Genomic DNA, 26613 nt, shown 5'->3' on the forward strand with positions numbered 1-26613 from the left:
CCTCATTCATACATTTGTCGTCTTGTTGTATGAATGACGCAGGGGAGTTGGTCCGCATGCGGCTCGGCAAGACCGCCGTCGTCCTGGGCGGCAGCGCCGCCGGCCTGTGCACCGCCGGGGCGCTCGCCCCGCACTTCGACGAGGTGCTGGTGCTGGAACGCGACGAGCTCCCGGCCGGGGCCGCGCACCGCCGCGGGGTGCCGCAGAGCAAGCACCCGCACTTCCTGCTGAACTCGGGCCGCCGGGCGATCGGGGCGCTGTTCCCGGGTTTCGAGGACGACCTCGTCGCTGCGGGCGGGCTGGACCTGATGCCGTCCATGGACGCCGCCTACCTGGACGGGGAAGGCTGGTCGGCGCGCAAGCGCAGCGCGATGACGATGATCTACGGCTCACGGATCCTCATCGAGCGAGTGCTGCGCGACAAGGTGCGGGAGCTGGCGAACGTCGTCATCCGCGAGGGGGTCGCGGTGACCGGCCTGACCGTGCGGGACGGCCGGGTCGCCGGTGTCGACTTCTCGACTCCGGACGGCGGCGAGCACCTCGACGCCGACTTCGTGGTGGACGCGATGGGCCGCGGGTCCGGCGTCGGCGGCTGGCTGGTCGCGGCGGGCTGGCCCGAACCCGAGGTGCGCACGCTCGACGCCAAGGTCACCTACACCTCACGCTGGTACGACCTGCCGCCGGAGCGGCCCGCGTCGTGGTGGTGGCGGCACCTGGTGATCATGCCGACCCCGGACAAGGGTGAGCACCCCGCCGAGCACGAGTTCCTGGTCAACTTCTTCCCCATCGAGGGCGACCGCGTCATCGCCTGCATGGGCTCGTGGGGCCTGGAAATGCCGCGCACCGCCGACACCTTCGTCGAGACGGCCCGCCGGGTGCGGACGCCGTTGTTCGCGGAGGCGATGGACCGGTGCGCGCCCACCTCGGAGGTCCACCTGACCCGGTCGACCGGCAACAAGTGGCGCCGCTACGACCGCTGGGCGAGCCCGCCGCGGGGACTGGTGTTCGTCGGCGACTCGATCTGCGCGTTCAACCCGTTCTACGCCCAGGGCATCAGCTCCGCGGCGGGGTCGGCGCTGCTGCTGCGCGAGCACCTCGGCCGCGCGAGCGGGCTCGACGCGGCGTTCTCCGCGCGGTTCTTCAAGGCGCAGCGCAAGCTGCTCGGCGTGCCCTGGTCCCTGGCGATGGCCCGGGACCAGGGTTACGAATGCGCGGTGGGCACGGAGAAGCCGCCCGAGTGGCGGCGCCGGCTGCTCGCGGCCGTGTCCGGCCCGGCGTTCAGCCTCGTCGTCGGCGCCGCACGGGAGTACGACGTGGTCGACGAGCACTTCGCGAAGGTGTTCAACCTCGACGAGTCGCTGGGGGAGATGCTGCGCAACCCGCGGGTGCTCGCCGGGCTGGTGCGCTACCGCCTCCGCGCGGCGCTGGGGAAGCACCGCGTGCCGTACGGGTTCGACCCCCGCGCCGAGCCGCCGGCCACGGACTACTCGACGGCCGCGACCACCGCCGCCGCGCGATGAGCGACGGGTGCGGGCCGGACGCCGAGGCCGTCACCCGTGGTCTCGGCTTCGACTGTCACGACGTCTCTCCGGTGGTCTCGGTCCGCTGGCCGTGGGACCTCGCGCACTGGACGATGCCGCTGCTCGAGGTGCTCGTCATCGCCGGCGCGATTTTCGCTCTGGTGCACGCGATCCGCCGTCACCGCGCGGGTGACCCGGTCAACCTGGCGCTGTGGTTCACCTCGCTCGTCTACCTCTTCGTGACCGAGCCGCCGCTGTACTTCCCGGAGTGGTTCGGCCTCGACGAGCTGTACGGCTTCATCTTCGCCCACAACCTGTTCACCGTGCAGTTCATGGGGGACCGGCTGCCGCTCTACATCGTCGCGTTCTACCCGATGATCAGCCAGCTCGCCTACGAGCTCGTGCGGACGCTCGGGGTCTTCCGCGCCCGCGGCCCGCTGGCCGCCTCGGTGGCCGTCGCCTTCGTGTGCCAGGTGTTCTACGAGGTGTTCGACCAGCTCGGCCCGCAGCTGAGGTGGTGGGCCTGGAACCCCGGCAATCAGCTCGTCAACCACCCGGCGCTGGCTTCGGTGCCGATGAACAGCATGCTGCTGTTCGCGTCCGTCTCGATGGCGGCCATGACCTGGCTCGTCGTGAAGCTGGTCGGCGGCGGCCCGCGACGCGGCTGGTCGCTGGTGTGGCGTGTCCTGGTGGCGGGCGTGCTCACCCCGCCCACGATGGCGATCGCGGGCGTCCCGTCGAGCCTGGCCGGCACGAACACCACCGCGCAGGCCTGGATCCTCGGGGTGGAGCTGGGCCTGGTCTGGCTGGCCGGGATCCTCCTGGTGCGACGGCGGGATCCCGAGCCGCTGTCCGCCTTCGTGCGGCTCTACCCGGCGGTCTACCTGGGAGTGCTGGCGGTGTGCTGGATCGGCGCGCTGCCCGCGTACTTCGGCGCGGACCACGGCGTCACCCGGGACGGCACGCCGATCGGCAGCGGGCTGTACGCGCTGGCCTGCTTCGCCGGGGCGGGTCTGGTGCTGGCCGCGCTCCACCGCGCCCGGCGCGAGGTCCCTGCTCCCGTCTGAGCGGGCTCGGGGAAGATGGACCGCATGGGGTTTCACGGCTGGCAGGGCAACCCGCCCGGTACCGAGGAGGAGGCGCGCCGCCGGATCGTCGAGGCGGCGACGGCGTGCCTCGACCGCGCCGGGCTCGCCAAGACCAGCCTCTCCGACGTCGCCGCCGAGGCCGGGGTGACCCGGCAGACCGTGTACCGCTACTTCCCGGGCCTGAAGGACATCCTGCGCGCGGTCGGCCTGGCCGGTGTCGAGGAGTTCGCCGGGCGGATGGAACGGCACCTCGCGTCGTTCGGCAGCCCCGCCGAAGCCGCGGTGGAGTCCGTCGTGTTCGCCGTCCGGACCGTGCCCGGTGAGCCCTACCTCGGCCTGCTCCTGCAGGCGGGTGAGGCGAACTTCTTCACCGACGGCGTGATCTCGCCGCTGGCCTTCTCCTTCGGTGCGCGGATCCTGGCCCACGTGCCGGTCGACTGGGCCGCCGCCGGTGTCACCACCGACGAGGACCTCCAGGGGCTCGCCGAGATCCTGATGCGGCTCTTCATGTCCTTCCTGCAGTTCCCCACGACACCGGAGCTGAGCGACGACGAACTGCGGGCGCTCGTCCGCCGGTGGATCGGCCCGGCCCTCAGCGGAGCCGGACGTCGCGACGGTGGCACTGCCGGCGGGCCGTGAGCCAGATGTCCTGCACCACGCCGTGCCCGCGGTGCGCCAGGACCGTCGAGGCCGACGGCCCGTGCCGGTCCGCCGCCGTGATCAGGACGTAGGAACCCGCCCGCGGGGCCTGCAGCGTGAAGGCGCCGTCGGTCGCCGACGTCGCCCGCGCGGTCTGGTGGCCGTGCGCGTCGACCAGGGTCAGGGTGGCCCCGGACAGCGGTGACCCGGTCGCGCCGTGGACGTGGCCGCGGATCTCGGTGACGCACGGCGCGGCCGGCTCGGCGAGCAGGCCCGGCTCGTCGCCGGTGGCGATCTCGTGCAGCAGCCGGCGCAGGTGGATCAGCTCGATCACGATCGGCTCGTCCGCGGGGGAGCAGTGCTGCGTGAGGGCGGTTTCCGCCAGGCCCAGCAGGGTGGCCGGGTCCGTCTCGCCGGGTTCGGCGACGGCGGTCGCGACGTCGGCCAGCGCCCGGGCGGGCCCGGCCAGGGACCGGTCGTTCGCGCGGCCGCGGCGCAGGACGGCGACCAGCCGGTGGGTGTGCTGGACCAGCGTGGCGGCCAGCGTCAGCCGGTGGCGCGTGGTGCGGGAACCGCCGCCCCACGGCACGGCGGCCACGAGCGGCGCGGCCACGAGCCGCAGCTGGCGGAGGTCGTTGTCCAGGACCCGGACCTTGGCGTCCAGGTCGGCGGGTCCGGCGTGGCCTTCGAACCGGTCCGCCGCGGCGTTCAGCAGCTCGCCGAAGGTGCGGGCGAGGGCGCGTTCGGTGGTGCGGACCGTGTCGCGGGTGCTCAGCGGCGTCAGCACCAGGCCGACGCCGACGCCGATGGCCGCGCCGATCGCCGTCTCCTCCAGCCGCAGGACGAGCAGGCCGGCCGAGAACTCGTTGAGCACGCTGTAGAGCTGGCTCACCATGATCGTGACGAAGAAGATCATGTAGGCGTAGGACAGCCGCTGCAGGTAGAAGCCGCAGAACATGCTGCCGATGATCACCGCGACGACCGCCGCCGGGTGCCCGGCCGTCAGGTGCGCGAGCCCGATGCCGGCACCCAGCCCGACCAGGGTGCCCACGACGCGGTTGGCCGACTTGAGGAACACCTCCGAGCGGGTCGCGGTACCGGTGAACGCGACGAACGCGGCGATCACCGCCCAGTAGTAGCGCTGCTCGGACAGCAGCCGCCCGAGCACGATCGCGAGCCCGCCCGCCACGGCCACCTGCACGGCCTGGCGGGTGGTGAAGTCGAGGCGCCGCAACGGGTTCCACGCGCGGCCGCGGGGTTCGACGTCGCCGGCCGCGGCGGCGGTGCCGGGCAGCGCGCCCATCGCGATCGTCACCGCGGGCTCGAACTCGCCGGTGTCGGCGAGGCCGTCGCGGTCGGCGCGGCGGACGACGTCGAGGTAGTCGGTGACGGCCACGGCCACCAGCCGCACGGGGGAGGTGCCCGCCCGCGCGAGGAGCGTCCGGGCGGCCTGCCCGGCGGCGGCGTAGTCGTGGCGGGCGAACAGGTCGAGCACGCTCGCCGCGCGGCCGACCAGCTCCGGCTCGGCGCCGAGCTGCGCGCAGGCGGTGACGAGCAGGTCGATCGCGAGCTGCGCGTCCATCGTCGTGCGCCGGATCGCCGCCGCCGAGACGTCACCCGGCAGCACCGTGACCTCGGCCGACCACGCCTCGACCATCAGCGCGGACTCGGCGAGCCGGGCCTGCGCCGCGTGGATCCGCCGGGTGAGCTGCTCGGTCGGGCCGTCCGCCAGCAGCGTCGCGCAGAGCCGGACGACCGCGCGGGCCCGGGCGCCGAACGCGCGGCGCGTGCGGCCGAGCGTCCGGCCGGGGTGGCCGCGCAGGACGGTCAAGCACAGCAGCAGCACCCAGGCGCTCGCGATCACGACGGCGAGCAGCATGGCCGGCAGCCCCTGGAGCGTCGCGTGCAGGAACGCGGCGAAGAAGTAACCCATCCAGACCATGAAGCCGTAGAAGAAGAACGGGATGCCGAACCGCCGGACGAACACCGCGGTGAACATCACGACGACGAACACGCCGAGCATCAGGTCGGTGTGCGGCGCGACCGCGATGCCGAGCGCCATCCCGAGCCCCATCGCGACGGGGAACAGCGCGGCGGTGCGGACCTTGAGCCACGCGCCGCCGCCGGTCAGCGCCATCGAGCCCATCATCGCGGTGATCGCGCCGAGCAGCACCGCGACCAGCGTGGCCTGGGGCGCGGCCCCGGTCAGCGTCGCGAAGACGTACTCGACCCCCAGCCCGGTCGTCATCGCGACGGCCGCCGAAACCGCGCTCCGCAGCCGGGTCATCCCCGGGTCGGAGCCGATCGCCTTGTCCCTGATCCGGTGCACCGCCGCCGACGCGCGTCCCATCCGAGTGACTTCTCCTACCCCCGGTCGTGGATATCGGTATCATGCCGATAATTACCGGTATGATACCGATATGCCGGGCGGCCGGGCAATCGGCCGGAAGGTAGGTTCTGCGGATGGACGCGCTCGACCTCATCGAGGCGCACACCGCGGTCATGGTGCGCAACTTCGAGCTGCTCAGCCGCCGCACCGACATCTACGACGAGGTCGACCGCGCCGGGTACCTGCTGCTGCGCACCCTGGAGGTGACGGGGCCGGCGGACATCACCACCCTGGCGATGAAGCTCGGCCTGGATCCGTCCACGGTGGGCCGCCAGGTGTCGGCGATGACCCTCACCGGCCTGGTCGAGCGGACCCCGGCGCCGGAGGACCGCCGCCGGAGCATCGTCGTGGCGACGGAGGAGGGCCGCGTGCGCGCCCGCCGGGTCCACGACCGCCGCCGGGACAACCTGGCCGCGATGTTCGCGGGCGTGCCGGAGGAGGACCTGCGGGTGATCGGGGAGTCGTTCGCCCGGTACAACCAGGCTGTCGCCCGCCACTACGACGTGAGCGTGCTGACGGACTGAATGTGAATCCGTTTTTGGCTGGCGGATAAGAAACGTCGAATACGTCGAAAGCATCACTCTTTCGTGTGGATCAGTGATTGCTTTGCGTTATTGGGTGCAAAATTTGTAACTCTCTTGGTGAACAGATCGACTGTTCGGGCATCAGCTAGCTGCGATCCGTGACATCGGGAGTCTGAGCGGATCATCGACGGGAGGCCGAGAGCCGATGGGTGTTCCTGACCATGCGTTCCCGATCACGGGGAGCCGCGCTTCCCGCCGCCTCCGGATCCGGGTGGACGACCGGAACCGCTGGCTGCTCCTCGTTTTGGTCACGTTCGCCGTGGTCCCGGCCGACGACGGCGGCAGCACCTGGGCGATGGTCGCCACCGTGGCCGCGGTGGCCCTGTTCGCCGTGGCGCGCCGCGCGCTGCGCCGGGCCGCGGCGAAGGTCGACGCGGCGCTGGCGGACGAACTCGACCCTCGGTGACGTGCGGAAACCGTTCTCGAGGAGTCTGGAATAGGTCCAGGAATGGGCGGGAATTGGATCGGGTCAATTTCCGGGTCGCCCCGGGAGCCCGGCGCGACCACGGGCGGAAGCGTTCAGCGTGATCGCGGCCGGCGCGTCGGCGTAGTTTTCGGCCGGGGGCCGGTGTGCAGGAGCCGGCGCTGGCAGAGCACCACGAGCACCAGGTCGAGGCCGGCTCGTGGGCGATCTCGGTTGTGTGCCCGGATCGGGGCGGCCACCACCGGTCTCGATCGACACCTTTGTCAGCCCGTCGCGACGACGAAGGCCTCCCGTTCCGCGGTGGAACGCTCCTTGAGCGCGAGCACCGCGGCCAGCGTGACCAGGCAGGCCACGAGCATGTAGGCCGAGACGGACAGGGACGTGCCGGTCAGCCCGACCAGCCACGTCGCGATCAGCGGGGCGAAGCCGCCGCCGAGCACGGCGCCGAAGGCGTAGGCGAACGAGACGCCGCTGTAGCGGACCGCGGCCGGGAACAGCTCGGCGTAGGTCGCGGCCTGCGGCCCGTACGTCAGGCCGAGACCGAACGCGAGCACGACGACGGCCAGCACCAGCAGCGGCACGGACCGGGTGTCGAACAGCAGGAAGAACGGGAACGTCCACACGGCGAGGGCGAGCGTGCCGACGAGGTAGGTCCGCCGCCGGCCCCAGGTGTCCGACCAGCGCCCGGCCAGGAGCGTGAACACCCCCCACGCGACGGCGCCGGCCATGCCGACCAGCAGCATCGTCGTGCTGGACAGCTTCAGCGTCCGCGTGCCGTAGGAGGTGATGAAGGCGATCAGGATGTAGCCGATCATGTTGTTCGCGATGAACAGCCCGATGGCGACGACCAGCTCGCGCGAGTGGGTCTTGAACAGCACCTTCAACGGCGCCGAGCGGCGGCTGCGCCGCTCCTGCAGCTCGGTGAAGACCGGGCTCTCGGCCACCCGCGCGCGGACGAAGAACCCGACCCCGACCAGGACGATCGAGAGCAGGAACGGGATGCGCCACCCCCACGCCTGGAACTGGTCCTTCGTCGTCGACGCCGACACCGTGAAGAAGGCGAAGTTGGCCAGCAGCAGGCCGATCGGCACGCCGATCTGCGGGAACGAGCCGAAGTAGCCGCGCCGCCCGGGTGGGGCGTGCTCGACCGACAGCAGCGCCGCGCCACCCCACTCGCCCCCGGCCGACAAGCCCTGCAGCAGGCGGAGCAGGACGAGCAGGATCGGCGCGGCGACGCCGATGGTGTCGTAGCCGGGCAGCAGGCCGACGCCGACCGTGGACACGCCCATCAGCACGAGCGTGACGACCAGGACGCCCTTGCGGCCGAACCGGTCCCCGAGGTGCCCCGCGACGACCCCGCCGATCGGGCGGGCGGCGAAGCTGACGCCGAACGTCGCGAACGAGGCGAGCAGCGCGGCCGTGGCGTCCAGCGCCGGGAAGAACTGCTGGCTGAACACCAGGCCGGCGGCCGAGGCGTAGACGAAGAAGTCGTACCACTCGATCGTGGTCCCGACGAGGCTGGCGGAGACGACCCGCCTCAGCCGGCGGGCCTGGTCCTTGTCCTGGTCGGCGGGTCTCAGTGCGGGCGTGGTGGCGGCGGGTTCGGAGGTCATCGTCGTCCTTCCGGTGCGGTGCGCGGGTTCTCAGGAGGTCGGGCCCCAGGTGACCGGGCTGGTCGTGAACGAGTTCGGCGCGGCGAGCGGCACCGTGATCGACGAGGGCGCCCACGGCGCCCGGCCGATGGCGGATCGCCCGGCGGCGAGGTGCGCGCTCTGCTGCGGGGTCGGGGCCAGCTGCTGGTGGAAGCCGGCCGGTGCCTGAGCGGTCAGCACGACCTGGAGCCGGGAGCCGGCCGGGAGCACGGTCAGGTTCGGCAGCACCGCGATGTCCAGCCGCACGGTCTCGCCCGGGGTGAGCAGCCGCTGGCTCGCCCGGGTGAACGGGTGGCTGGGCTGGATCAGCGTGTGGCCGGCGCCGTACCAGCTCCGCCGGGTGTCCAGCTCGCGCATGCTCGCCAGGAGCCCGCCGTCCGACACCTTGGTCACCGTGCCGGAGGGCGACACGAGGTTGACGGTCGCCGCCACGTACGCGTCGGGTGCGGTGGACTTCAGCTGGACGCTGACGTCGATCGGGCCGTCCAGCACGGCGTCCCTGGCCAGCGGCGCGGTCGTGTAGGTGGGTGCGGCGGTCAGTTCGTCGTTCCCCGCGGTGGCAGGCCGGGTCGTCGTCAAGGTGCCGCCACTGCCGAGGTAGTACGTACCGGTGCCGGCGGACGGCGGCCACGCGGCGGTGTCGACCCAGCGATCGCCGCCGTTTTCGAACAGGTGCAACGGTTTCGCGGTGTTCGCCATGCCGGTCGGCCGGCCCTTCAGCCACGTGTCGAACCACTCCTTGCGGATGTTCGAGAGCACGTCCTCGTTCACGTGCTCGCCGTGCGTCCACGGGCCCACGATCGCCTGGTACCGCCCGGTCACGCGCTCGCCGGCCGCGATGGGCGCGGTCACCGGACGGCCGAAGTACGCGTTCTGCGCGGCCACGTACGCGCCGATGTTGCCGCCGGGGAAGAGGTCCTGCCAGCCCGCCTCGCTCAGCGCGGGAACGCCGTTCGCGACGATCCGTGGCATGAACTCCTGGACGTCGATCCCGTGCCAGTAGGCGTTGTTGTACGACCGGGCGCCGCCGGTCGTCAGGTCGCCGGCCGTGACCGACAGCGGATCGGTCGTCGGGTCGTCCTCCGGCCCGCGCGGGAAGGCCCGCGAGATCGACGGGATGAACGTCGTCGGGACGCCACCCACCGTCGCGAGATCGTTGTACATCTCGGAATCCGTGCAGAACGGGGCGATCGCCTTGAGCGCCGAGTGCGGGCCGGCCTCGGCGGCGGTGTACCACTGGTCGACGCCGAGGTACGAGCAGCCGTCGAGGCCGACCGCGCCGTCGGAGCCCGGAAGAGCGTGCGCGGCCCAGTTCACGAGCGTGGCGCCGTCCTCGCCCTGCCGCTTGCCGAACCAGTCCAGCTGCCCGCCCGAGGCGCCGGTGCCCCGGACCGAAGCCGTGACGTAGATGTACCCGCGTTCGACGAAGTAGGCGCCGCCGGCCCGGGGATCGGGGCCCGCCATGCCGTACGGCGTCTGGGAAAGCAGGACGGGGAAGGTGCCCGGTGCACGCGCCCCGGTCACCGGATCCGTCGGGTAGACGACGTTCGCGGACAGCACGACACCGTCGTCCATCGTGACGGACGCGGGCACCGCCTCGCTCTGCCCGTAGGTCGCGGGCTCCGGCTTCGGCAGCCACGACGCCTCGGCCGGTGCCGGGACGACGGTGACCGCGGCCAGCGCGAGCAGCGCGGCTCCGGCCAGCCGACGGACTTTCTTCATGCGGACTCCTGTTCGACAGGCAGGGACAGGGAAGAACCGGTGCAGACGAGCGTGTAGCGGGCCGGCGCGGGGTTGCGGGCGAAGCGCGGGTAGGCGCCGCCCGAGACCTGCAGCCGGATCCGGTGCCCGGCCGGGAAGCGGTGGGCGCACGAACCGAGCCGCAGGCTCACCTCGCCGGACGTCGTGGTGAGCCGGGTGAACGACTCGGTCACGTTCCACGACCGGCCGCGGTCGTCGACGTCGCACAGCCGGGCGAACAGATCGGGCCGGGCGGTGGAGTCCACCTCGAGCCGGAGTTCGAGGTGGGGCGCCCCGACGACGTCGAGGTCGGCCTCGAGCGGCGCCGAGGTGAAGGTGACGACGTCCTCGCGGTTTTCGAGCGGGCCGTTGTCTTGGCGGCCCGCCTTGGCGGACATGTGCCGCCCGCCGACGGCGGGTGTCGGGTCGGCCGGGTCGTAGGCGAACTCGACCGTGCCCGGAACGCCGGCCGGCTCGTCCCGGAGCTGCCCGTTCCCGTGCAGGCTGAGCGTGTGCTCGCCGGTTTTCGGTGGCCAGGACGGCAACGACCGCCAAGTTCCGGCGCCGGTCAGGTGGATCCGGACGGGCGCGGGCCGGTCGGACGCGGTGCCACGCAGGTGCCGGTCGAACCACGCCAGCGCCTCGGGATCGGCGACGCGGGCTGCCTTGAACGTCGTGTCCAGGTGGGTCCAGGGGCCGATCGTCATGGCCACGTCGACGCCGCGGTCGTTCAGGGCCTGGAACTGCTCGAGCGTCTGGTCGACGAAGACGTCGTGCCAGCCGCCGATCAGCAGCGTCGGAACCCGGGACGTGCCGAGAGCGGACGTCGCGTCGTAGTCCGTCCAAAAAGGATCGTCGAGGTCCGGGTGACCGAGCCATTCGCCGAACCACGGCGCCTTGGTGCCCAGCGCGCTTTCCGCCGCCGCTTCGGCGGTCGGTTCCCGCAGCGCCGCCTTGACGCGGCGGCGCGCGGCGAGCATCTCGGGCAGCCCGGCCCGGATCGTCGCGCTCCAGACCAGGAAGTCGGCCAGGGCGAAGGATCCCGAGCCGCGCAGCGCCCGGGCGAAGTCGTGCGGGCCGACCACGACGACCGACGCCCGCAGCTCCGGCGGCGGGTCCCGCAGCAGCGCCCACTGGGCCCAGCCGAGGTAGGAGCCGCCGATGGTGGCGAGCCGGCCGCCGAACCACGGCTGGGTCCGCAGCCAGGCGACGGTGTCCTGGCCGTCCGACGCCTCCTGCGCCATCGGCCGGAACGTCCCGGTCGAGCCACCCGTGCCCCGGACGCTCTGCAGGACGACTTGGTAGCCGCGCTCGGCGAAGGCGCGTCCGTGGAGCAGGCTCTCCGGTAGCCCACGCCCGTACGGCGACCGGATCAGGACCGTGCCGTGCGCTTCCCCGGCCGGGAGGTAGACGTCGGTGAGCAGCTGGGCGCCGTCGGCGGTGGGAACGCGGATGCCGCGTTCGACCGTGTACGCCGTGGTGGCCGGCGGCAGGCCGAACACCTTCCGCTGGATGGCGCTGACGACGCCTGCGCGCCGGGTCTTCGTCATGACTTCTCCTTCTGGAACCGGACTTCGCCCGCGGGCGTGCGGACCGGCCGCGGGTACAGCACGCCGGCGACCACCGCGGCCGCCGCCAGCGCCACGGCCGCGCCCCAGAACGCGGCGTGGTACCCGGCGATCTCCCCGCCCGTCCCGGACGCGGCCAGGGACAGGCCGGTGAGCAGCGCGATCCCGATCGAGCCGCCGATCTGCTGGGTGGTGTTGACGGTGGCCGACGCGATCCCCGCCTGCGCCGGGGAGACGCCGTCGGCCGCCGAGCTCATCGCCGAGCCGAAGACCGCGCCCAGGCCGAACCCGGCCAGCAGCAGCCCCGGCAGGACGGACGTCGCGTACGCGTCTTCGGCGCCGATCCCGGTCAGGTACACGAATCCGGCCGCGGCGAGGGCGGACCCCGCCGTCACCGGCAGCCGGATGCCGAACCGGGGGACGAGCGCGGCGCCGGAGGCCGCGGAGCCGACGGCGACCGACACGGCCATCGGCAGGAACGCCACGCCGGCGAGCACGGGGGAGAAGCCGAGCGTCCGCTGCAGGTAGTAGGCCAGGAACAGGTACATCGAGAACATCCCGACGGCGGCGAGCAGCATGACCAGGTAGGACGTGCCCCGGGTGCGGGAACGCACGATCGGCGGCGGCAGCAGCGGGGCGGCCGCGCGGGTTTCGACGAAGACGAACGCCACCAGGAGGACGACACCGGCGGCGAGGGAGACCAGCGTCGCCGGATGGGTCCAGCCGAGCACTTCGGAGCGCCCGAAGCCGAGGACGAGCGCGAACAGCCCGGTGACGACCAGGCCCGTGCCCCACCAGTCCGTCCGCCCGGCACTCGCGCGCGGCTGCGCGGGTGGCAGCGTGACCAGGGCACCGGCGATGACGGCGGCCGCGATCACGACGTTGACGAACAGGCACCACCGCCAGGACAGCGTGCCGGTGAGGACCCCGCCGAGCAGCAACCCGACCGCGCCGCCACCACCCGCGACGGCGCCGTACACGCCGAACGCGCGGCCCTGGTCGCTCGTGCCGCGGAACGTCGTCGACAGGATCGCCAGCGCGGCCGGCGCCAGCAATGCGCCGAACAGTCCTTGCGCGGCCCGCGCGGTGACCAGCACGGCGAAGTCCGGCGCCCAGCCGCCGACGGCCGAGGCGACGGCGAACCCGGCGAGCCCGGTGACGAAGCCGGTCCGCGCGCCGACCCGGTCGTTGAGGCGGCCGCCGACGAGCAGCAGGCTCCCGAACGCGAGCGAGTACGCCGTCACGACCCACTGCCGGTCGGCGTCGCCGAAGCCGAGGTCCGCCTGGGCGGCGGGCAGCGCGATGTTCACGATGGTCGCGTCCAGCACCACCATGAGCTGGGCGAGCGCGACCACCACGAGCACGCGGCGGCGATCTGACGGCATCCGGACCTCCGTATCGGAATAGCTATTCCGGATAGTAGCACCCGCGGGCCCCGGCGTGGCCAGGCCGTTTTCAGGGTGGGACGGGCACGCTAGGGTGAATCGGAATAGCAGTTCCGATCAAGGCGGTGCGCCGATGGACGACGGGCTCCCCGACGCCGAGCTGCTGCGGTGCGCGCAAAGTGGCGACGTCGCGGCCCTGGGCGTGCTCCTGCAGCGGCACCAGGCGCCGATGCGCGCGGTCGCGCTGAGCGTCCTCGGGCACGGGCCCGACGCCGAGGACGCGCTCCAGGACTCCGCGCTCACCGCCCTGCGGCGGATCGGTGACGTGCGCGATCCGGCGGCCGTGGGTGCGTGGCTGCGCGCGGTCGTGCGCAACACCTGCCGGATGCGGTTTCGCCGGGGCAGCACGGACGTCCTGCCCGGCGACCTCGTCTCGCCGCGCGCCGACGAGCGCCCCGACGCCGTCCTCGAGACGCACGCGCTGCGCGACTGGATCTGGACGGCACTGGGCACCCTCACCCCGCCGCTGCAGCTCGTGCTGATGCTGCGGCACTTCAGCGACGTGACGACCTACGACCAGATCGCCGCGGCGTGCGGGCTGCCGGTCGGCACCGTGCGCAGCCGGCTGCACCAGGCCCGGGCCAAGCTGGCCACGGCCCTGCTCACGACCGCCGAGCGCGAGCACGACAGCGCCGCGCTGCGGCACCGGGCGTCGCACCGCGAAGCCGTCGACACCCTGGCCGCCGCGGAGGCCGGGCGCTTCGCCGACGTCGTCGCGGACCGCTGGTCGCCGCACGTGACCCTGACCGGTCAGGGGCGGACCGGCGGGCGGGACCTCCTGCTCGCCGCGATGGACGCCGACCTCGCCGCCGGGGTGCGGCAGCGCCCGGTGCACGCGGTCGCCGGCGCCGGCGTCACCGTCTGGGAGATGGACCTGAGCAACCCGCGCGACGACCCCGCGCACTGCCCGCCGTCCGTGGTCTGGCTGATGCGCACCCGTGACGGCCGGGTGGACCGGCTGCGCCTGTTCCACCCGGTTGCGCCGTGACCCAGGTCACGGAAATCGAGCGAACTTCCCCGCCGCCGTCGCATCTCGTCCAGGTCCACCCATGACGAGATCGGAGAACGTGATGCCCAGCGTCGACGTCGACGGCACCACCGTGAACTACCACATCACCGGCGAAGGCCCGGTCTGCCTGGTCCACCCCGGCGGGCCCGGGTTCGCCTGGCGATACCTGCGCGCGCCGGCCCTCGAAGAGCACCTGACCACCGTGTACCTCGAGCCGATCGGCACCGGCGGTTCGGGACGCCTGCCCGCGCACCCGCACGGCTACACGCGCGAACGCTACGCGCGCGCGGTCGAGGCGGTGCTCGACGACCTCGGCGTCGCGAAGGCCGCTCTGCTCGGCCATTCGCACGGCGGGTTCGTCGCCCAGTACTGCGCGCTGCACCTCGCGGACCGGCTGTCGGGCGTGGTGCTGTACGAAAGCGCACCCGCGCTCGGCCCGGACCACTTCGCCGAAGCCGACCGGAACCTCACCGAGTTCGCGCGGCGGCACCACGGCCACCCCGGCGTGGACGCGGTCGTCGAGGCGTGGCGGTCCATCCCGGAGGTGGCCGACGACGAGGGCTTCACCGCCGTCGCCCGCGCGTTGCTGCCCGTGTACTTCGCCGATTTCTGGGGCCGTGCCGAGGAGTTCTTCGGCTTCGCGCACGCCGTCGCCGGGAGCTACGTCTCCGGCCTGGACGAGCACGGCGTGCCCGACCGGATCGACGACCGGGACGCACTGGGCTCGATCACCGTGGACACCCTGGTGATCGTCGGACGGCACGACTTCATCTGCGGGCCGCGGTGGGCCGAGGACCTGCGCACGGGCATCCCCGGTGCCCGGCTGGTGGTCCTGGAACGCAGCGGTCACTTCGGGCACCTCGAGCAGCCGGCCGAGTTCGCCCGTGCCGTGACGGACTTCGTGCGGGACACCGCCGGATGAGCGGTACTCGTTCACGAAAAGCCGTGCGGGCCCGGGAATCGCCCGCTAGGTCGAATGACCGAATCGAGGCCGCGGCCGCGGTGGCTACCGTCTTCGGGCACCGCGGCGCACACTCGGAACCGGGTCCCGCGGCGCGCCCGCGCGCTCCGGGGAAGGGACAGGGTCATGCGTGACTCCGGGATCGTGGGCCGGGACGCCGATCTGGCCGTCCTGCACGCCTTCGCCGACCGCGCGGCGGCGGGCACGGCGGCACTGGCGTTGTCCGGTGACGCCGGGGTGGGCAAGACGGCGCTGCTGGACGCGGCCGTCGCCTACGCCCGCGCCCGGGGCACGCGGGTGCTGTCGGCGTCCGGTGCCGAGTTCGAAGCCGGGATCGCGTTCGCCGGCCTGCACCAGCTGCTGAGCCCGCTGGTGCCGGACGACGGCGCGGCCACGGCCCTCGGCGTCGCGCTGGGCATGCGCGAGGGGCCGCCGCCCAGCCGGGCGCAGGTGACCGACGCCGTCGTCGAAGTGCTCACGGCGTCGGCTTCGGACCAGCCCGTGCTCGTGACCGTCGACGACCTGCACTGGGTCGACCGGCCCAGCACGATGGTCCTGGCCGACGTCGTGCGGCGCCCTTCCCTGCACCGCATCGGGTTCCTCGTCACGGTGCGCGCCGAGTACGCCAACCCGCTCGACGGCGCCGACGTCCACGTGGTGCGCCCGCTCACCGACGCGGCGGCCGCGGCGATCCTGCGGGCCCGGTTCCCGGCGATGGCGCGCCAGGTCGTCGGCCGGCTGGTGGGGGACGCGCAGGGCAACCCGCTGGCCCTGCTCGAACTGCCGGTCTCCCTGACCTCCGCGCAGCAGCGGGGGAGCAGCGCGCTGCCGGAGACGCTTTCCTTGAACGAGCGGCTGAGCGGCGTGTTCGCGGCGCGGGTGAGCGCGCTGCCCGCGTCGGTCCGGCGGACGCTCCTGTTGCCGGCGCTGGAAGACCGCGTGCGCCTGGACCTGGTCGAGGCGGCGGCCGGACGGCGGGATCTCGCGCGGGCCGAGCGCGCGGGCCTGGTCGAGGTCGACCGCGAGCACGGCCGGGTGAGCTTCCGGCACCCGCTGACCCGCTCGGCGGTCGTGGCGCTGTCGACGAGCGACGAACGCCGGCGGGCGCACGCCGTGCTCGCCCGCCGGCTGCGGGACCACCCCGACCGGTACGCCTGGCACCTGGGCCACACCGCGGCCGAGCCGGACGAGCACATCGCCGGCCTGCTGGAACAGGCCGCCGGCCGGACGCACCGGCGGGGTGACGCGGCCGGGGCGGTCGCCGCGCTGCTGCGCGCGGCGGACCTGAGCCCGGCCGGCGCCGACCGCGGCCGGCGGCTCGTCGAGGCCGCCTACCTCGGCGCGGTCGCCGGGGGCCAGCTGCGCCGCGTCCCCCGCCTGCTCGACGACGCGCAGCGGTGGGACGACGACCCGGCGCCGGACCTGGGCAGCGCGGTGGCCGCGGCGCACTACCTGCTGCTCAGCGGGGAAGGCGACATCGAGACCGCGCACCGGCTGCTGACGGGCGCGCTGGAGCTGAGGGACGGCCCGCTGGACAGCACCGTCGTCGAAGCCGTCACCACCCTCGGCTGGGTGTGCTACTTCGGGGGCCGCGCCGATCTGTGGGACGCGTTCCACAGCGTCGTCGCGCGGCTGCGCCCGGACGTCCCCGCGCCGGTGGCGTTCGTGCGCGCGTTCTTCGGCGACCCGGCCCGCACGGCGCGGCCCGCGCTGGGCGCGCTCGACGAGGCCATCGCGGCACTGGACGACCGGGCCGCCCCGATCGACGTGGTGCGCACCAGCCTGGCCGGCATCTTCGTCGACCGGCTGGCCGCGTGCCGGGAACCCCTGCTGCGGCTGCGGAACCGGCCGGACGCCGGCCACGCGGTCACCGTCCAGCTGCACGCCCTGACGTTGCTGGGTCTGGAACGCTTCCACGCCGGTGACTGGGCACAGGCCGAGGTGTTCGCCGACGAGCACGTCCGGCTCGCGGACGACGGCGGCTACCAGCTCCTGCGCTGCCTCGGGCTGTACCTGCGGGCGATGGTCGCGGCGGGCCGGGGTGACGACGCCGCGGTGCTCGACCTGGCCGACCGCATGGTCGGCTGGGCCGCCCCGCGCGGCGCCACGCTGGTGTCGCGGCTGGCCGCGCAGGCCCGGACGCTGGCCGCGCTCGGCCGCGGCGACTACGACGCCGCCTTCCGGCACGCGAGCACCGTGTCGCCGCCGGGGGTCTTCGCTTCCCATGTGCCCCATGCGATGTGGTTCGTCCTCGACCTCACCGAGTCCGCGGTGCGCACCGGCCGCCGTGCGGAGGCGGCGGCGCACGTCGCCGCCGCGCGCGAGGCCCGGCTGGACGAGATCTCGCCGCGCTACCGCCTGCTCGTGGACGCCGCCGCGGCGATGGCCGCCCCGGACGAGGAGGCCATGCCGGCGTTCGACGACGTGCTGGCGCGCCCGGAAGTGCGGCAGTGGCCGTACGAACGTGGGCGCGTCCTGCTGGCGCACGGCGAGCGGCTGCGGCGGGCCCGGCTGAACCGGCAGGCGCGGGTGCGGCTGGAGCAGGCCCGCGAGGTCTTCGACGGCCTCGGGGCGACCGCGTGGCTGGCACGCACGAGCCGCGAACTACAGGCGGCGGGCCCGCACCGCGCGGAGCTGCTCACCACCCAGCAGCGCACGATCGTCCGGCTGGCCGCGGAAGGCCTGACCAACAAGCAGATCGCGCAGCGGCTGTTCCTGTCGGCGCGGACCGTGGGCACGCACCTCTACCAGGCGTTCCCGAAGCTCGGTGTCACCTCGCGGGCCGGCCTGCGCGACGCGCTGCGCCAGCTGCCCGGTCCGGAGGACGAGACGTGAGCGGCCGTGCGCCGGCGCCCGATCTGGGGGAGCGGACATGAGCCGCAATGATCCGTTGTCGCTGTTCGGCCGGGACGGCGACCTCGCGCACGTCCTGCGTTTCGTCGACGACGCCGCCGCCAACGGTGGCGCGCTGGTGCTGCGCGGGGAGCCCGGGGTCGGCAAGACCGCGCTGCTGGACGCGGCCGTGGCGCACGCGAGCGGCACCACCGTCGTGCGCATCGCGGGGACCGAGTTCGACGTCGAGGTCAGCTTCGGTGCGCTCGGCGCGATCCTGCACCCGTTCGTCGGCGGTCTCGGCCGGCTGCCCGCGGTGCACGCCACCGCGCTCACCGTGGCACTCGGCCTGGGCGGGGGCGGCGCGGCCAACCAGCTGGCCGTGTCGCACGCCGCGCTCACCCTGCTCACCCAGGCGGCCGGCCCGCTGCTGCTGGTCGTGGACGACCTGCAGTGGATCGACCGGGCGAGCACGCAGATCCTCGGGTTCGTCGCGCGCCGGCTGGCCGGGACCGGCATCGGCGTCCTCGCCGCCTCCCGGACCGGGGACGGTGCGACGCCGGCGGGCCTGCCCGTGCGTGAGGTGGCGGCGCTCGGCGACGACGCGGCGAAGGCCCTGCTCGCGCACCGGTTCCCGGCGATGCCCGTCCGGGTGCGGCACCGGCTGGTCGAGCAGGCGCAGGGCAATCCGCTGGCCCTGCTGGAACTGCCCACCACCCTCAGCCGGTGGCAGCGCGCCGGGACGGGCGCGCTCCCGGCCGTGCTGCCGCTGACCGACCGGCTGCACGAGGCGTTCGCCACGCGGATCGGCGGCCTGCCGGCCCGGACCCGGGAACTGCTGCTCATCGCGGCGCTCGACGGGGAGGGGGATCTGCGGACGCTGCGGGCGGTCGGGCGGGATCCCGCCCCGCTCGCCGCCGCCGAGCGGCTGGGCCTCGTCCGGGCCGACGGCTCGGGCGACCGGATCTCCTTCGCCCACCCGCTGATCCGCGCCGCGGTCGTGCACGAGGCGACCGAGGCCGAGCGCCGCCGCGTCCACCGGCGGCTCGCCGAGGCGCACCGCGGCCACCCCGGCCGGCACGCCTGGCACCTCGCGGAGGCGGCGACCGAGCCCGACGAGCACGTGGCGGCCCTGCTGCAGCGGTCCGCCCACACGAACTTCCGGCGTGGTTCGCCCGTGCACGCCGTCAGCGAACTGCTGCGCGCCGCCGAGCTGAGCCCGGCGCCGGCCGGGCGCAGCACGCGGCTGGCCGAGGCGGCCTACCTCGGCACCGTCGTCACCGGCGACTTCCGCGACGCCGCGCGCCTGCTGGAGTCCGCGCAGCGGGCCGCCACCGAGCCGTCGCTGGGCCTCGCCCTGGCGAGCGCCAACCACGTGCTCAACCGCGACGGGGACGTCGACGGGGCGCACCGCCTGCTCGCCGCCGCGATCCGGGCCGCGCCCGACCCGGCCGACGCCTCCGACAAGACCCTGCTGGAGACCCTCTACAACCTGCTGCTCGTGTCGTCCTTCGGCGGCGCGGACCCGGCACAGTGGGCCGAGCTCCACGCCGCGATGGCGCGGCTGCGGCCCCGCCCGCCGGAGCTGCTCGCGATCCTGGAGGAGACGTTCGCCGACCCGGCCCGCGCGTCCCGGGCGATCCTGGACCGGCTCGACACCGCCATCAACGGGCTGCAGCACGAAATCAGCCCCGCCCGGGTCGTCCGCGTCGCCATGGCCGCGTCCTATGTGGACCGTTTGACGCCGTGCCGGGACGCGCTCACCCGCGTCATCGGGTACGGCCGGGAGGGCGGCCCGATCGCCTCCGCCATCGAAGCGCTGTCCCTGCTGGGTGCCGCGTCGTTCCACAGTGGACAGTGGGACGACACGCTCGAGCGGGTGGCCGAGGGACTCGGCCTCTGCGTGCGGCACGGGTACCGGCTCCAGGCCTGGCACGGGAGGTTCCTGCGCGGGCTGATCGCCGCCGCCCGGGGTGACCACGACGCGGCGGCCGCGGCGGTGGCGGAGATGACCGCCTGGGCGGATCCCCGGCACTCGGGTCTCGTCCGGCACCACGCCTTCCAGGTCGGCGCGCTCGACGCGCTCGGCCGGGGAGACTTCGAGGCCGCGTACCGCTTGGCCACGTCGATCACCCCGGCCGGCGAGTTCGCCTCCCACGTCCCGCACGCCCTGGGCACGGTGCTGGACCTGGTCGAGGCCGCGGAACGCACGGGACGGCACGCCGAGGCGAAGGCGCACGCGGCCGCCGCCCGTGCCACCGGCCTCGGCACGCTCTCGCCGCGCCTGGCCTTGGTCACCCGGGTCGCGGCGGCGCTGACGGCGCCCGAGGGGGACGACGGCCGGTTGTTCGCCGAAGCCCTCGACGCGCCGGGGCTGGACCGCTGGCCCTTCGAACTGGCCCGGGCCGAGCTGTACTACGGCGAACGGCTGCGGAAGGCGAAGGCCGCTCCGCAGGCCCGCGCGTACCTCACCGCGACCTGGGAGCGGTTCGAACGGCTGGGAGCCGAGCCCTGGGCGGTGCGGGCGAGCGCCGAGCTCAGGGCCGTCGGGGCGCGGGCCCGGCCGGCCGCCGTGGTCGTCCTGACTCCCCAACAGCGGCAGATCGCGACGCTCGCCGCGGAAGGGCTCACCAACAAGCAGATCGGCGAACAGCTCTTCCTGTCGCCGCGGACGGTCGGCGCCCATCTGTACCAGCTGTTCCCGAAACTGGGCGTCACCTCCCGGGCCGCGTTGCGCGACGCACTGACCGCCCTCGAGGACGCGCCGCGGTGACAGTCATTTGACCGAATCGGTGCCGGGGGAGCGCGTCCTAGTGTTCGTCCGTCAGCCAGAAACCCGGTCACCGCAGGAGATCCGCATGAGCACAGGTGTGCGCAACGTCGTCCTCGTCCACGGCGGTTTCGTCGACGGAGGGGGCTGGGAGCAGGTCCACGCCCTCCTCACCCAGGACGGCTACACGGTCAGCGTCGTGCAGAACCCGACCCTTTCGCTGGAGGGCGACGCGACCGTCACCCGGCAGGCCCTCGACCGGCTGGACGGCCCCGCCGTGCTGGTCGGGCACTCCTACGGCGGTGCTGTGATCAGCGAGGCCGGCACCCACGACGGCGTCGCCGCACTCGTCTACATCGCCGCCTTTGCGCCGGACAAGGGCGAGTCGGTCGGCACCCTGGTCTCCGACCCGGCGCCCGGCGCCCCGGTGCCGCCGATCCTGCCGCCGCAGGACGGGTTCCTGTTCCTGGACAAGGAGAAGTTCCACGCCTCCTTCGCCGGTGACCTCAGCCCGGAGCGGGCGAAGTTCCTGGCCGACGCCCAGGTCCCGTGGGGCGTCGAAGCCCTCGGCGGCCCGGTGAGCGAGCCCGCGTGGCGGGTCACGCCGAGCTGGTACCTCGTGGCCACCGACGACCACATGATCCCGCCGCCCGCGCAGCGCGCGATGGCCGAGCGGGCGGGCGCGACGGTGACCGAGGTCGCGGGCAGCCACGCCATCTACGAGTCGCAGCCGCAGGCGGTGGCCGAGCTCATCAAGCAGGCGGCGTCGGCCGTCTGACCGTGCTCGTGGTCCCCGCCACCCCCTCGGCGGCGGGGACCACGGCTACCGGAATAGCAGTTCCGGTCACCGGAGGTTACCACGCCACGGCGGGAAATCGAGGCCCTCGCGGACGGTCAGGGACTCGCGGGGCCGGACATCCGCTTGCGCCGCTGCCGCTCCAGAGCGGCGATCTGCCGGTTGGTCAGCCCCGGCTCGGGCAGCGGGGTGGGGGCGTCGCGGGCGGGCTGCAGGCTGTCCATCAGGAAGCCGATCATCCGCCGGTACAGGCGGGGGTGGCTCGGCCCGCCGAACTCGACCGACGTCTGCACCGCCATCGACAGCAGCAGCAGGTCCCCGGCCACCAGGTCGTCGCGCACCAGGCCGGCCTCGCGGGCCCGCTGGACGAGCGTCTCCAGGTGCTTGCCGGTGCGGTTGTGGCTGTCCTCCACCAGTTTCGCCAGCCGGTGCGGGGTGCGGGGACGCGACCAGCCGAGCGTCTCGCTGTAGGACCCGGTCAGCAGCTCGCGGAAGCCGCGGTCGGGGGCGATGGTCGTGATGCAGTCCTCGAGGAACCCGCCGATGCCGGCCCACGGGTCCGCGGCGAGGCTGGCGTCGAGCGCCTGCTGCTCCGCGCGCGCGAACTGCGGCTCGTACACCTCGTGGATCAGGTCGTCCTTGGTTGCGAACGTGCGGTAGACCGTGGCGACGCCGACGTCCGCGGCCTTGGCGACGTCGGCCAGCGTGGCGTTGCAGCCCTGCTCGGCGAAGACGTCCGCCGCCGCGGTCAGGATCCGCGCGAGGTTCTCCTTCGCGTCCCGCCGCGACGGCCCCGGGCGGGCCGCGGCGCTCGGACCGGATGCGCGTGACTGGGACACCACCCCAACCTACCGGCCGTCCGGTGCGCTTGACATTTTGGTCACTGACCAAGTACTACTGGAAGCACTTGGTCAGTGACCAAAAACGAAGGAGGACACCATGTCCGGCAAGACCTGGATCATCACCGGCGCGTCGAGGGGCTTCGGCCGGGAATGGACCGAAGCCGCCCTCGAGCGCGGCGACCGGGTGGCGGCGCTGAGCCGGTCCGACGGCGCTTTCGACGACCTTGTCGAGCGTCACGGCGAAGCGATCCTGCCGCTGAAGGCCGACGTCACCGACCGCGAGGGCGTCACCGAGGCCGTGCAGCGGGCCGCCGACCACTTCGGCGGGCTCGACATCGTGGTCAACAACGCCGGCTACGGCCTGTTCGGCATGGTCGAGGAGGTCACCGAGCGGCAGGCGCGCGACCAGGTCGAGGTGAACCTGTTCGGCCCGCTGTGGGTCACCCAGGCGGCGCTGCCGCACCTGCGCGCCCGCGGCGGTGGCCACCTCGTCCAGGTGTCGTCGGTCGCCGGGGTCTACTCCCTGCCCGGCCTGGGGATCTACCACGCGTCGAAGTTCGGCCTGGAGGGCTTCACCGCCAGCCTCGCGGCCGAGGTGAAGGACTTCGGGATCAAGGTCACGCTGGTCGAACCCGCCGGTTACGCCACCGACTGGGCCGGCCCGTCGGCGGTGCACGCCGAACGATCACCGGTCTACGACGGGTTCCGCGCGGCCATGAGCCGTCCGGCGTCGAAGCGGGGCGAGCCGAGCGCCACCCGCACCGCGATCCTGCGGGTCGTCGACGCCGACGAGCCGCCCCTGCGGATCTTCTTCGGTCCGGGCCCGCTGCCGCTGATGAAGCAGGAGTACGCGGCCCGGCTCGAGGAATGGGAGCGCTGGGACGAGGTTTCCCAGGCCGCCTTCGGGGTGTCCCCCTGACTTGTACGATGACCAAGATGCGCTGGACACCGGACGACGTGCTCGACGCCGCGTTCGCGACGCTCGAGGCCGAGGGGCTCGAAAAGCTGTCGCTGCGCGGTGTCGCCCGCACGCTGGGCGCCCACCTCAACTCCGTCAGCTGGTACGTCAAGACCAAGCAGACGCTGATCGAAACCATGGCCGACACGATCGTCGGCACCGTCGCGACCGACGACCTGCCGGCGGACGCCGTCGAGCGCGTCCGCACCGTGGCCCATCGCTACCGCGCGGCGATGCTGGCGCACCGCGACGGCGGCCGGCTGGTCGCGGGCACCTACGCCGGCACGGGGAAGACCCTGCACCTCGCCGACACGATCGTCGGCGCCCTGCTCGAAGCGGGTTACCCCGAGCCCGACGCGGCGCGGTTGTGCTGGGCGATCGTCTACTTCACGCTCGGCCTGACCCAGGAGGAGCAGACCCCGGCCGGCACGCCGACGCGGGAGTTCGGGCAGCTGCTCGAAACCGGTGCCTACCCGGCGCTGGCCAAGGTCGGCGCGCAGCTGATGGTCGCGGACTCCTTCGACGCCCGCTTCGGCTACGGCGTCGACGCGCTCCTGCGCACCCCGCCGGGCTGAGCGTCCCGGTCGTCAGGGCACCACCAGCACCGGCCAGTGGCCGGACCGGATGAGCTTCGTCGCGACCGAGCCCGCGAAGCGGTGGCCCGCTTTCTGCGACGCGCCGACCACCACCGTGTCGACCTGGCAGCGGTCGGCGGTGTCGCGAAGGGTCGTGTACGGGTCGCCGTGCGTCTTCACGAACGTGACCGGGACCGCCAGCTCCTCGGCCGCCGACCGCATCTGGTCACGCAGTTCGGCGTACAGCTGCAGGGTCGTGTCGTGTTCGACCGCCGACGCGACCGCCGGCCCCAGCGTCGTCAGGGCCGAGCGGTACGCGACGAAGGCGACGATCAGCCGGCCGCCCTGGCGCCGGGCCAGGCCGAAGGCGAACGCCGTCGCCCGCATGGCCGTGTCGGTCCCGTCGGCGCCGGCCAGGATGGCCCGGGTCGCCGGGTCCGGGCGCGGGCCGAACTGCTCCACAGTGGACTCGAAGGCGTTGAGTTCGGCCGCGCCACCGCTCATCGTCGTTCCCCTACCCCGCGATCGAGTCCGACGCGACGCTGTCGTCCTTCTTCTGCTCCAGGTCGATCGTGGTGCGCAGGGTGATCGGCTTGAGCAGCACTGCCGCGATCACGCCGACGACGGCCACCGCCGCGGAGATGAGGAAGATGTGCGCGGTCGCGTCGCCGTAGACGGTGTGCACGACGGTCTGCACCTGCGGCGGCAGGGCCTTGAGGTTCAGCGCGCTGACGCTGCCGGTCGAGGCCTGGCCCGCGGGCACGTGCAGCGCGGTGGCCAGGTCGGCGGTGACGCGGTTGGCCAGGACCGCGCCCAGTACCGAGACGCCGATGGTGCCGCCGAGGGACCGGAAGAACGTGACGGACGCGCTCGCCGCGCCGAGGTCCCGCAGCGGCACGTCGTTCTGGACCGCGAGCACGAGGTTCTGCATGGTCATGCCGACCCCGATGCCGACGACGGCCATCGCGATGCCGATGATCCACAGCGGCGAGTCGTGGTCGACCGTGCCGAGCCCGAGGAAGCCGAGCACCAGGATCACCGTGCCGGACACGATGTAGGGCTTGATCTTCCCGGTGCGGCTGATCAGGCGCCCGGAGACGGTCGAGGACACGAGCACGCCCGCCATCAGCGGCATGGTCAGCAGGCCGGCCTCGGTGGGGGAGTAGCCGCGGCCGATCTGGAAGTACTGGCCGAGGAACACCGCGCCGCCGAACATCGCCATGCCGACGGCGAGGCTCGCGATGATCGCCAGCGCGGGCGTCCGCTGCACGACGATCTTCAGCGGCACGACGGGTTCCCGCACCTTCTTCTCCACCACCAGGGCGAGCCCGAGGAGCACCAGGCCGCCGGCCACCATGACCCCGGTCGGCCACGAGATCCAGTCGAACGTGTTGCCGACGAACGAAACCCAGATCAGCAGCACACTGACCCCGGCGGCGATGAGCGTGGCGCCGGCGTAGTCGACCTGGACGTCGTCCCGGCGCACGGTCACCAGCTTGAGGGTGCGCTGCAGCACGACGAACGCGAGCACCGCGATCGGCACGCCGACGAAGAAGCACCAGCGCCAGCCCAGCCACGGCACGTCCACGATGAGGCCGCCCAGCAGCGGGCCGCCGACGGTGGCGACGGCCATCACGGCGCCGAGGTAACCGTTGTACCGGCCTCGTTCGCGCGGCGGGATGATCGCCGCGATCACGACCTGGACCAGCGCCTGCAGGCCGCCGACGCCGATGCCCTGGAACGCGCGGGCGGCGATCAGCTGCCCGGTGTCCTGGCTGAACCCGCTGATCATCGAGCCGGCCACGAAGATCACGATCGCGACCTGGACGAGCGTCTTCTTGTTGAACAGGTCGGCGAGCTTGCCCCAGATCGGCGTGGTCGCCGTCGCCGCCAGCAGGGTGGCCGTGACCACCCACGTGTACTGCGTCTGGGTGCCGTTCAGCGAGCCGATGATCAGCGGCAGCGACGTCGACACGACCGTCGAGCTGATCATGGCCACGAACAGGGCGAGCAGCAGCCCGGACAGCGACTCCAGCACCTCGCGGTGGCGCATGGCGCCCTCCGCGGTGTTTCTTTCCGTTTTCACAGGACCCCTTCACGTCTCCGTAAATTATTGCCCACTGTGCAAACTTGCGCAATGGGCACTGTAGGCCCGGTCGGTAGGCTGGGGGCATGGAGACGCTCGACACGCTGCGCACCCGCAAGAAGGCGGCGACCCGGCAGTCGCTGCACGAGGCGGCACTGCGGCTGGCGATGGAGCGCGGGCTCGACGGCGTGACGGTCGAGGACATCGCCGACGTGGTGGGGGTATCGCGGCGGACGTTCTCCAACTACTTCGCGAACAAGGAAGACGCGATCCTGCACGCCGACCGCGAGCGCACCGGCGTGCTGGTGTCACTGGTCGAGAACCGGCCGCTCGGCGAGCAGCCGTGGCCGGCCCTGCGCGCGGCCTGCGCCGAGCTGTACCGGGCGCAAACCATCCCGGACCGCGAGTGGGCGGCCCAGCTGCGCCTGCTCCGGCGGCACCCGTCGCTGCTCGCGCGGCAGGCCAGCGACCAGTTCACCCTGGAGCGCGACCTGGCGGCGGTGCTGGTCGCGAGGGGCCACGGCCTGGAGGACGAACTGGCCCACCTGATGGCGGCGACGTTCTTGACGGCGGTCCGCACGGCGAACGTGCGCTGGCTGGAGGGGCCGGGGGACCAGCCGCTGCCCGGGCTGGTGGACCACCTGCTGAGCCGCCTCGACCCCCGCTGACCGGCGCCTGGCTGCTGGTTACTCGTGGCCGTGGTCGCCTGGGTTGCCGCCGACGCTGCTGACCGAG

Annotated in this window: 21 protein-coding genes; 13 read left to right on the plus strand and 8 right to left on the minus strand. The window is 73.3% G+C overall.

Translation table 11 applies throughout. The annotated features are described in order from the left end of the window. Positions 1-56 precede the first annotated feature (56 nt). The 3 genes from ACIOD2_RS42860 to ACIOD2_RS42870 are packed head-to-tail and all read left to right on the plus strand — an operon-like array spanning position 57 to position 3247. A complete protein-coding gene (locus ACIOD2_RS42860; RefSeq protein ID WP_400551617.1) occupies positions 57-1520 on the plus strand; it encodes an FAD-dependent oxidoreductase in 1464 nt (487 codons plus the stop codon). Continuing rightward, a complete protein-coding gene (locus ACIOD2_RS42865) occupies positions 1517-2587 on the plus strand; it encodes a hypothetical protein (protein ID WP_400551142.1) in 1071 nt (356 codons plus the stop codon). Before ACIOD2_RS42860 ends, ACIOD2_RS42865 begins: the two co-directional genes overlap by 4 nt. A gap of 24 nt (positions 2588-2611) precedes the next feature. Next, on the plus strand, positions 2612-3247 hold the full coding sequence (locus ACIOD2_RS42870; protein WP_400551143.1) for a TetR/AcrR family transcriptional regulator: 636 nt from the start codon (positions 2612-2614) through the stop codon (positions 3245-3247). Here the strand turns inward: ACIOD2_RS42870 and ACIOD2_RS42875 are convergent. Next, entirely contained in the window at positions 3201-5597 is a 2397-nt protein-coding gene (locus ACIOD2_RS42875) for an FUSC family protein (RefSeq protein ID WP_400551145.1), read from the minus strand. The two genes, ACIOD2_RS42870 and ACIOD2_RS42875, sit on opposite strands and share 47 nt — an antisense overlap. A gap of 113 nt (positions 5598-5710) precedes the next feature. Here ACIOD2_RS42875 and ACIOD2_RS42880 point away from each other — a divergent pair, with 113 nt between their 5' ends. Together ACIOD2_RS42880 and ACIOD2_RS42885 are read left to right on the plus strand one after the other, a co-directional pair. Next, positions 5711-6160, plus strand: coding sequence for a MarR family winged helix-turn-helix transcriptional regulator (locus ACIOD2_RS42880; RefSeq protein WP_400551147.1), 450 nt, complete (start codon positions 5711-5713; stop codon positions 6158-6160). 271 nt (positions 6161-6431) lie between these two features. After that, positions 6432-6626, plus strand: coding sequence for a hypothetical protein (locus ACIOD2_RS42885; RefSeq protein WP_400551149.1), 195 nt, complete (start codon positions 6432-6434; stop codon positions 6624-6626). A 281-nt stretch (positions 6627-6907) separates the two neighbouring features. On the opposite strand, the gene ACIOD2_RS42890 is transcribed toward ACIOD2_RS42885, so the two are convergent. From ACIOD2_RS42890 to ACIOD2_RS42905, 4 genes are read right to left on the minus strand one after another with little or no spacing between them, the layout of a single operon-like run. Next, a complete protein-coding gene (locus tag ACIOD2_RS42890; RefSeq protein ID WP_400551151.1) occupies positions 6908-8257 on the minus strand; it encodes an MFS transporter in 1350 nt (449 codons plus the stop codon). Positions 8258-8287: 30 nt separating this feature from the next. Continuing rightward, positions 8288-10018, minus strand: a complete 1731-nt coding sequence (locus ACIOD2_RS42895; protein ID WP_400551153.1) for a CocE/NonD family hydrolase — start codon at positions 10016-10018, stop codon at positions 8288-8290. After that, the gene (locus tag ACIOD2_RS42900) at positions 10015-11586 is read right to left on the minus strand and encodes a CocE/NonD family hydrolase (RefSeq protein WP_400551155.1); all 1572 of its coding nucleotides are present in this window, start codon (positions 11584-11586) and stop codon (positions 10015-10017) included. The genes ACIOD2_RS42895 and ACIOD2_RS42900 overlap by 4 nt, the downstream gene beginning before the upstream one ends. Continuing rightward, positions 11583-12989, minus strand: coding sequence for an MFS transporter (locus tag ACIOD2_RS42905; RefSeq protein ID WP_400551157.1), 1407 nt, complete (start codon positions 12987-12989; stop codon positions 11583-11585). The genes ACIOD2_RS42900 and ACIOD2_RS42905 overlap by 4 nt, the downstream gene beginning before the upstream one ends. Positions 12990-13122: 133 nt before the next feature. Between ACIOD2_RS42905 and ACIOD2_RS42910 the strand changes: the two genes are divergently transcribed. The 5 genes from ACIOD2_RS42910 (at position 13123) to ACIOD2_RS42930 (ending at position 21399) form a co-directional block, all read left to right on the plus strand. Beyond that, entirely contained in the window at positions 13123-14037 is a 915-nt protein-coding gene (locus tag ACIOD2_RS42910; protein WP_400551158.1) for an RNA polymerase sigma factor, read from the plus strand. A gap of 61 nt (positions 14038-14098) precedes the next feature. Next, on the plus strand, positions 14099-14980 hold the full coding sequence (locus tag ACIOD2_RS42915; protein WP_400551160.1) for an alpha/beta fold hydrolase: 882 nt from the start codon (positions 14099-14101) through the stop codon (positions 14978-14980). 165 nt (positions 14981-15145) lie between these two features. Beyond that, positions 15146-17854, plus strand: coding sequence for an AAA family ATPase (locus ACIOD2_RS42920; protein WP_400551162.1), 2709 nt, complete (start codon positions 15146-15148; stop codon positions 17852-17854). A gap of 37 nt (positions 17855-17891) precedes the next feature. Then, entirely contained in the window at positions 17892-20624 is a 2733-nt protein-coding gene (locus ACIOD2_RS42925; RefSeq protein ID WP_400551163.1) for an AAA family ATPase, read from the plus strand. Between the two features lie 85 nt (positions 20625-20709). Next, positions 20710-21399: an alpha/beta fold hydrolase gene (locus tag ACIOD2_RS42930; RefSeq protein ID WP_400551165.1), complete on the plus strand. Its 690-nt coding sequence runs from the start codon at positions 20710-20712 to the stop codon at positions 21397-21399. A 116-nt stretch (positions 21400-21515) separates the two neighbouring features. On the opposite strand, the gene ACIOD2_RS42935 is transcribed toward ACIOD2_RS42930, so the two are convergent. Beyond that, complete coding sequence (locus tag ACIOD2_RS42935; protein WP_400551167.1) at positions 21516-22256, minus strand: TetR/AcrR family transcriptional regulator; 741 nt, start codon at positions 22254-22256, stop codon at positions 21516-21518. A 100-nt stretch (positions 22257-22356) separates the two neighbouring features. On the opposite strand from ACIOD2_RS42935, the gene ACIOD2_RS42940 reads away from it, so the two are divergent. Then, the gene (locus tag ACIOD2_RS42940; protein ID WP_400551169.1) at positions 22357-23178 is read left to right on the plus strand and encodes an SDR family NAD(P)-dependent oxidoreductase; all 822 of its coding nucleotides are present in this window, start codon (positions 22357-22359) and stop codon (positions 23176-23178) included. A gap of 17 nt (positions 23179-23195) precedes the next feature. Next, positions 23196-23792, plus strand: a complete 597-nt coding sequence (locus ACIOD2_RS42945) for a TetR/AcrR family transcriptional regulator C-terminal domain-containing protein (protein ID WP_400551171.1) — start codon at positions 23196-23198, stop codon at positions 23790-23792. 12 nt (positions 23793-23804) lie between these two features. Here the strand turns inward: ACIOD2_RS42945 and ACIOD2_RS42950 are convergent, their stop codons facing one another. Next, a complete protein-coding gene (locus ACIOD2_RS42950) occupies positions 23805-24296 on the minus strand; it encodes a universal stress protein (protein WP_400551173.1) in 492 nt (163 codons plus the stop codon). Between the two features lie 10 nt (positions 24297-24306). Further along, positions 24307-25845 carry an MDR family MFS transporter gene (locus ACIOD2_RS42955; RefSeq protein WP_400551174.1) on the minus strand — a complete coding sequence of 513 codons (1539 nt, stop codon included), beginning with the start codon at positions 25843-25845 and terminating at the stop codon, positions 24307-24309. Between the two features lie 119 nt (positions 25846-25964). On the opposite strand from ACIOD2_RS42955, the gene ACIOD2_RS42960 reads away from it, so the two are divergent. Continuing rightward, complete coding sequence (locus ACIOD2_RS42960; RefSeq protein ID WP_400551176.1) at positions 25965-26546, plus strand: TetR/AcrR family transcriptional regulator; 582 nt, start codon at positions 25965-25967, stop codon at positions 26544-26546. Positions 26547-26613: the final 67 nt, after the last annotated feature.

Origin of the sequence: Amycolatopsis sp. NPDC088138 (genome assembly GCF_044741685.1) — a bacterium.
Classification (GTDB): domain Bacteria; phylum Actinomycetota; class Actinomycetes; order Mycobacteriales; family Pseudonocardiaceae; genus Amycolatopsis.

Bases quoted from the DNA above. Each gene is read 5' to 3' on its own strand.
- ACIOD2_RS42860 (WP_400551617.1), top strand. From the start codon at position 57: ATGCGGCTCGGCAAGACCGCCGTCGTCCTGGGCGGCAGCGCCGCCGGC.
- ACIOD2_RS42865 (WP_400551142.1), top strand. From the start codon at position 1,517: ATGAGCGACGGGTGCGGGCCGGACGCCGAGGCCGTCACCCGTGGTCTC.
- ACIOD2_RS42870 (WP_400551143.1), top strand. From the start codon at position 2,612: ATGGGGTTTCACGGCTGGCAGGGCAACCCGCCCGGTACCGAGGAGGAG.
- ACIOD2_RS42875 (WP_400551145.1), bottom strand. From the start codon at position 5,597: ATGGGACGCGCGTCGGCGGCGGTGCACCGGATCAGGGACAAGGCGATC.
- ACIOD2_RS42880 (WP_400551147.1), top strand. From the start codon at position 5,711: ATGGACGCGCTCGACCTCATCGAGGCGCACACCGCGGTCATGGTGCGC.
- ACIOD2_RS42890 (WP_400551151.1), bottom strand. From the start codon at position 8,257: ATGACCTCCGAACCCGCCGCCACCACGCCCGCACTGAGACCCGCCGAC.
- ACIOD2_RS42895 (WP_400551153.1), bottom strand. From the start codon at position 10,018: ATGAAGAAAGTCCGTCGGCTGGCCGGAGCCGCGCTGCTCGCGCTGGCC.
- ACIOD2_RS42900 (WP_400551155.1), bottom strand. From the start codon at position 11,586: ATGACGAAGACCCGGCGCGCAGGCGTCGTCAGCGCCATCCAGCGGAAG.
- ACIOD2_RS42905 (WP_400551157.1), bottom strand. From the start codon at position 12,989: ATGCCGTCAGATCGCCGCCGCGTGCTCGTGGTGGTCGCGCTCGCCCAG.
- ACIOD2_RS42910 (WP_400551158.1), top strand. From the start codon at position 13,123: ATGGACGACGGGCTCCCCGACGCCGAGCTGCTGCGGTGCGCGCAAAGT.
- ACIOD2_RS42915 (WP_400551160.1), top strand. From the start codon at position 14,099: ATGACGAGATCGGAGAACGTGATGCCCAGCGTCGACGTCGACGGCACC.
- ACIOD2_RS42920 (WP_400551162.1), top strand. From the start codon at position 15,146: ATGCGTGACTCCGGGATCGTGGGCCGGGACGCCGATCTGGCCGTCCTG.
- ACIOD2_RS42925 (WP_400551163.1), top strand. From the start codon at position 17,892: ATGAGCCGCAATGATCCGTTGTCGCTGTTCGGCCGGGACGGCGACCTC.
- ACIOD2_RS42930 (WP_400551165.1), top strand. From the start codon at position 20,710: ATGAGCACAGGTGTGCGCAACGTCGTCCTCGTCCACGGCGGTTTCGTC.
- ACIOD2_RS42940 (WP_400551169.1), top strand. From the start codon at position 22,357: ATGTCCGGCAAGACCTGGATCATCACCGGCGCGTCGAGGGGCTTCGGC.
- ACIOD2_RS42945 (WP_400551171.1), top strand. From the start codon at position 23,196: ATGCGCTGGACACCGGACGACGTGCTCGACGCCGCGTTCGCGACGCTC.
- ACIOD2_RS42950 (WP_400551173.1), bottom strand. From the start codon at position 24,296: ATGAGCGGTGGCGCGGCCGAACTCAACGCCTTCGAGTCCACTGTGGAG.
- ACIOD2_RS42955 (WP_400551174.1), bottom strand. From the start codon at position 25,845: ATGCGCCACCGCGAGGTGCTGGAGTCGCTGTCCGGGCTGCTGCTCGCC.
- ACIOD2_RS42960 (WP_400551176.1), top strand. From the start codon at position 25,965: ATGGAGACGCTCGACACGCTGCGCACCCGCAAGAAGGCGGCGACCCGG.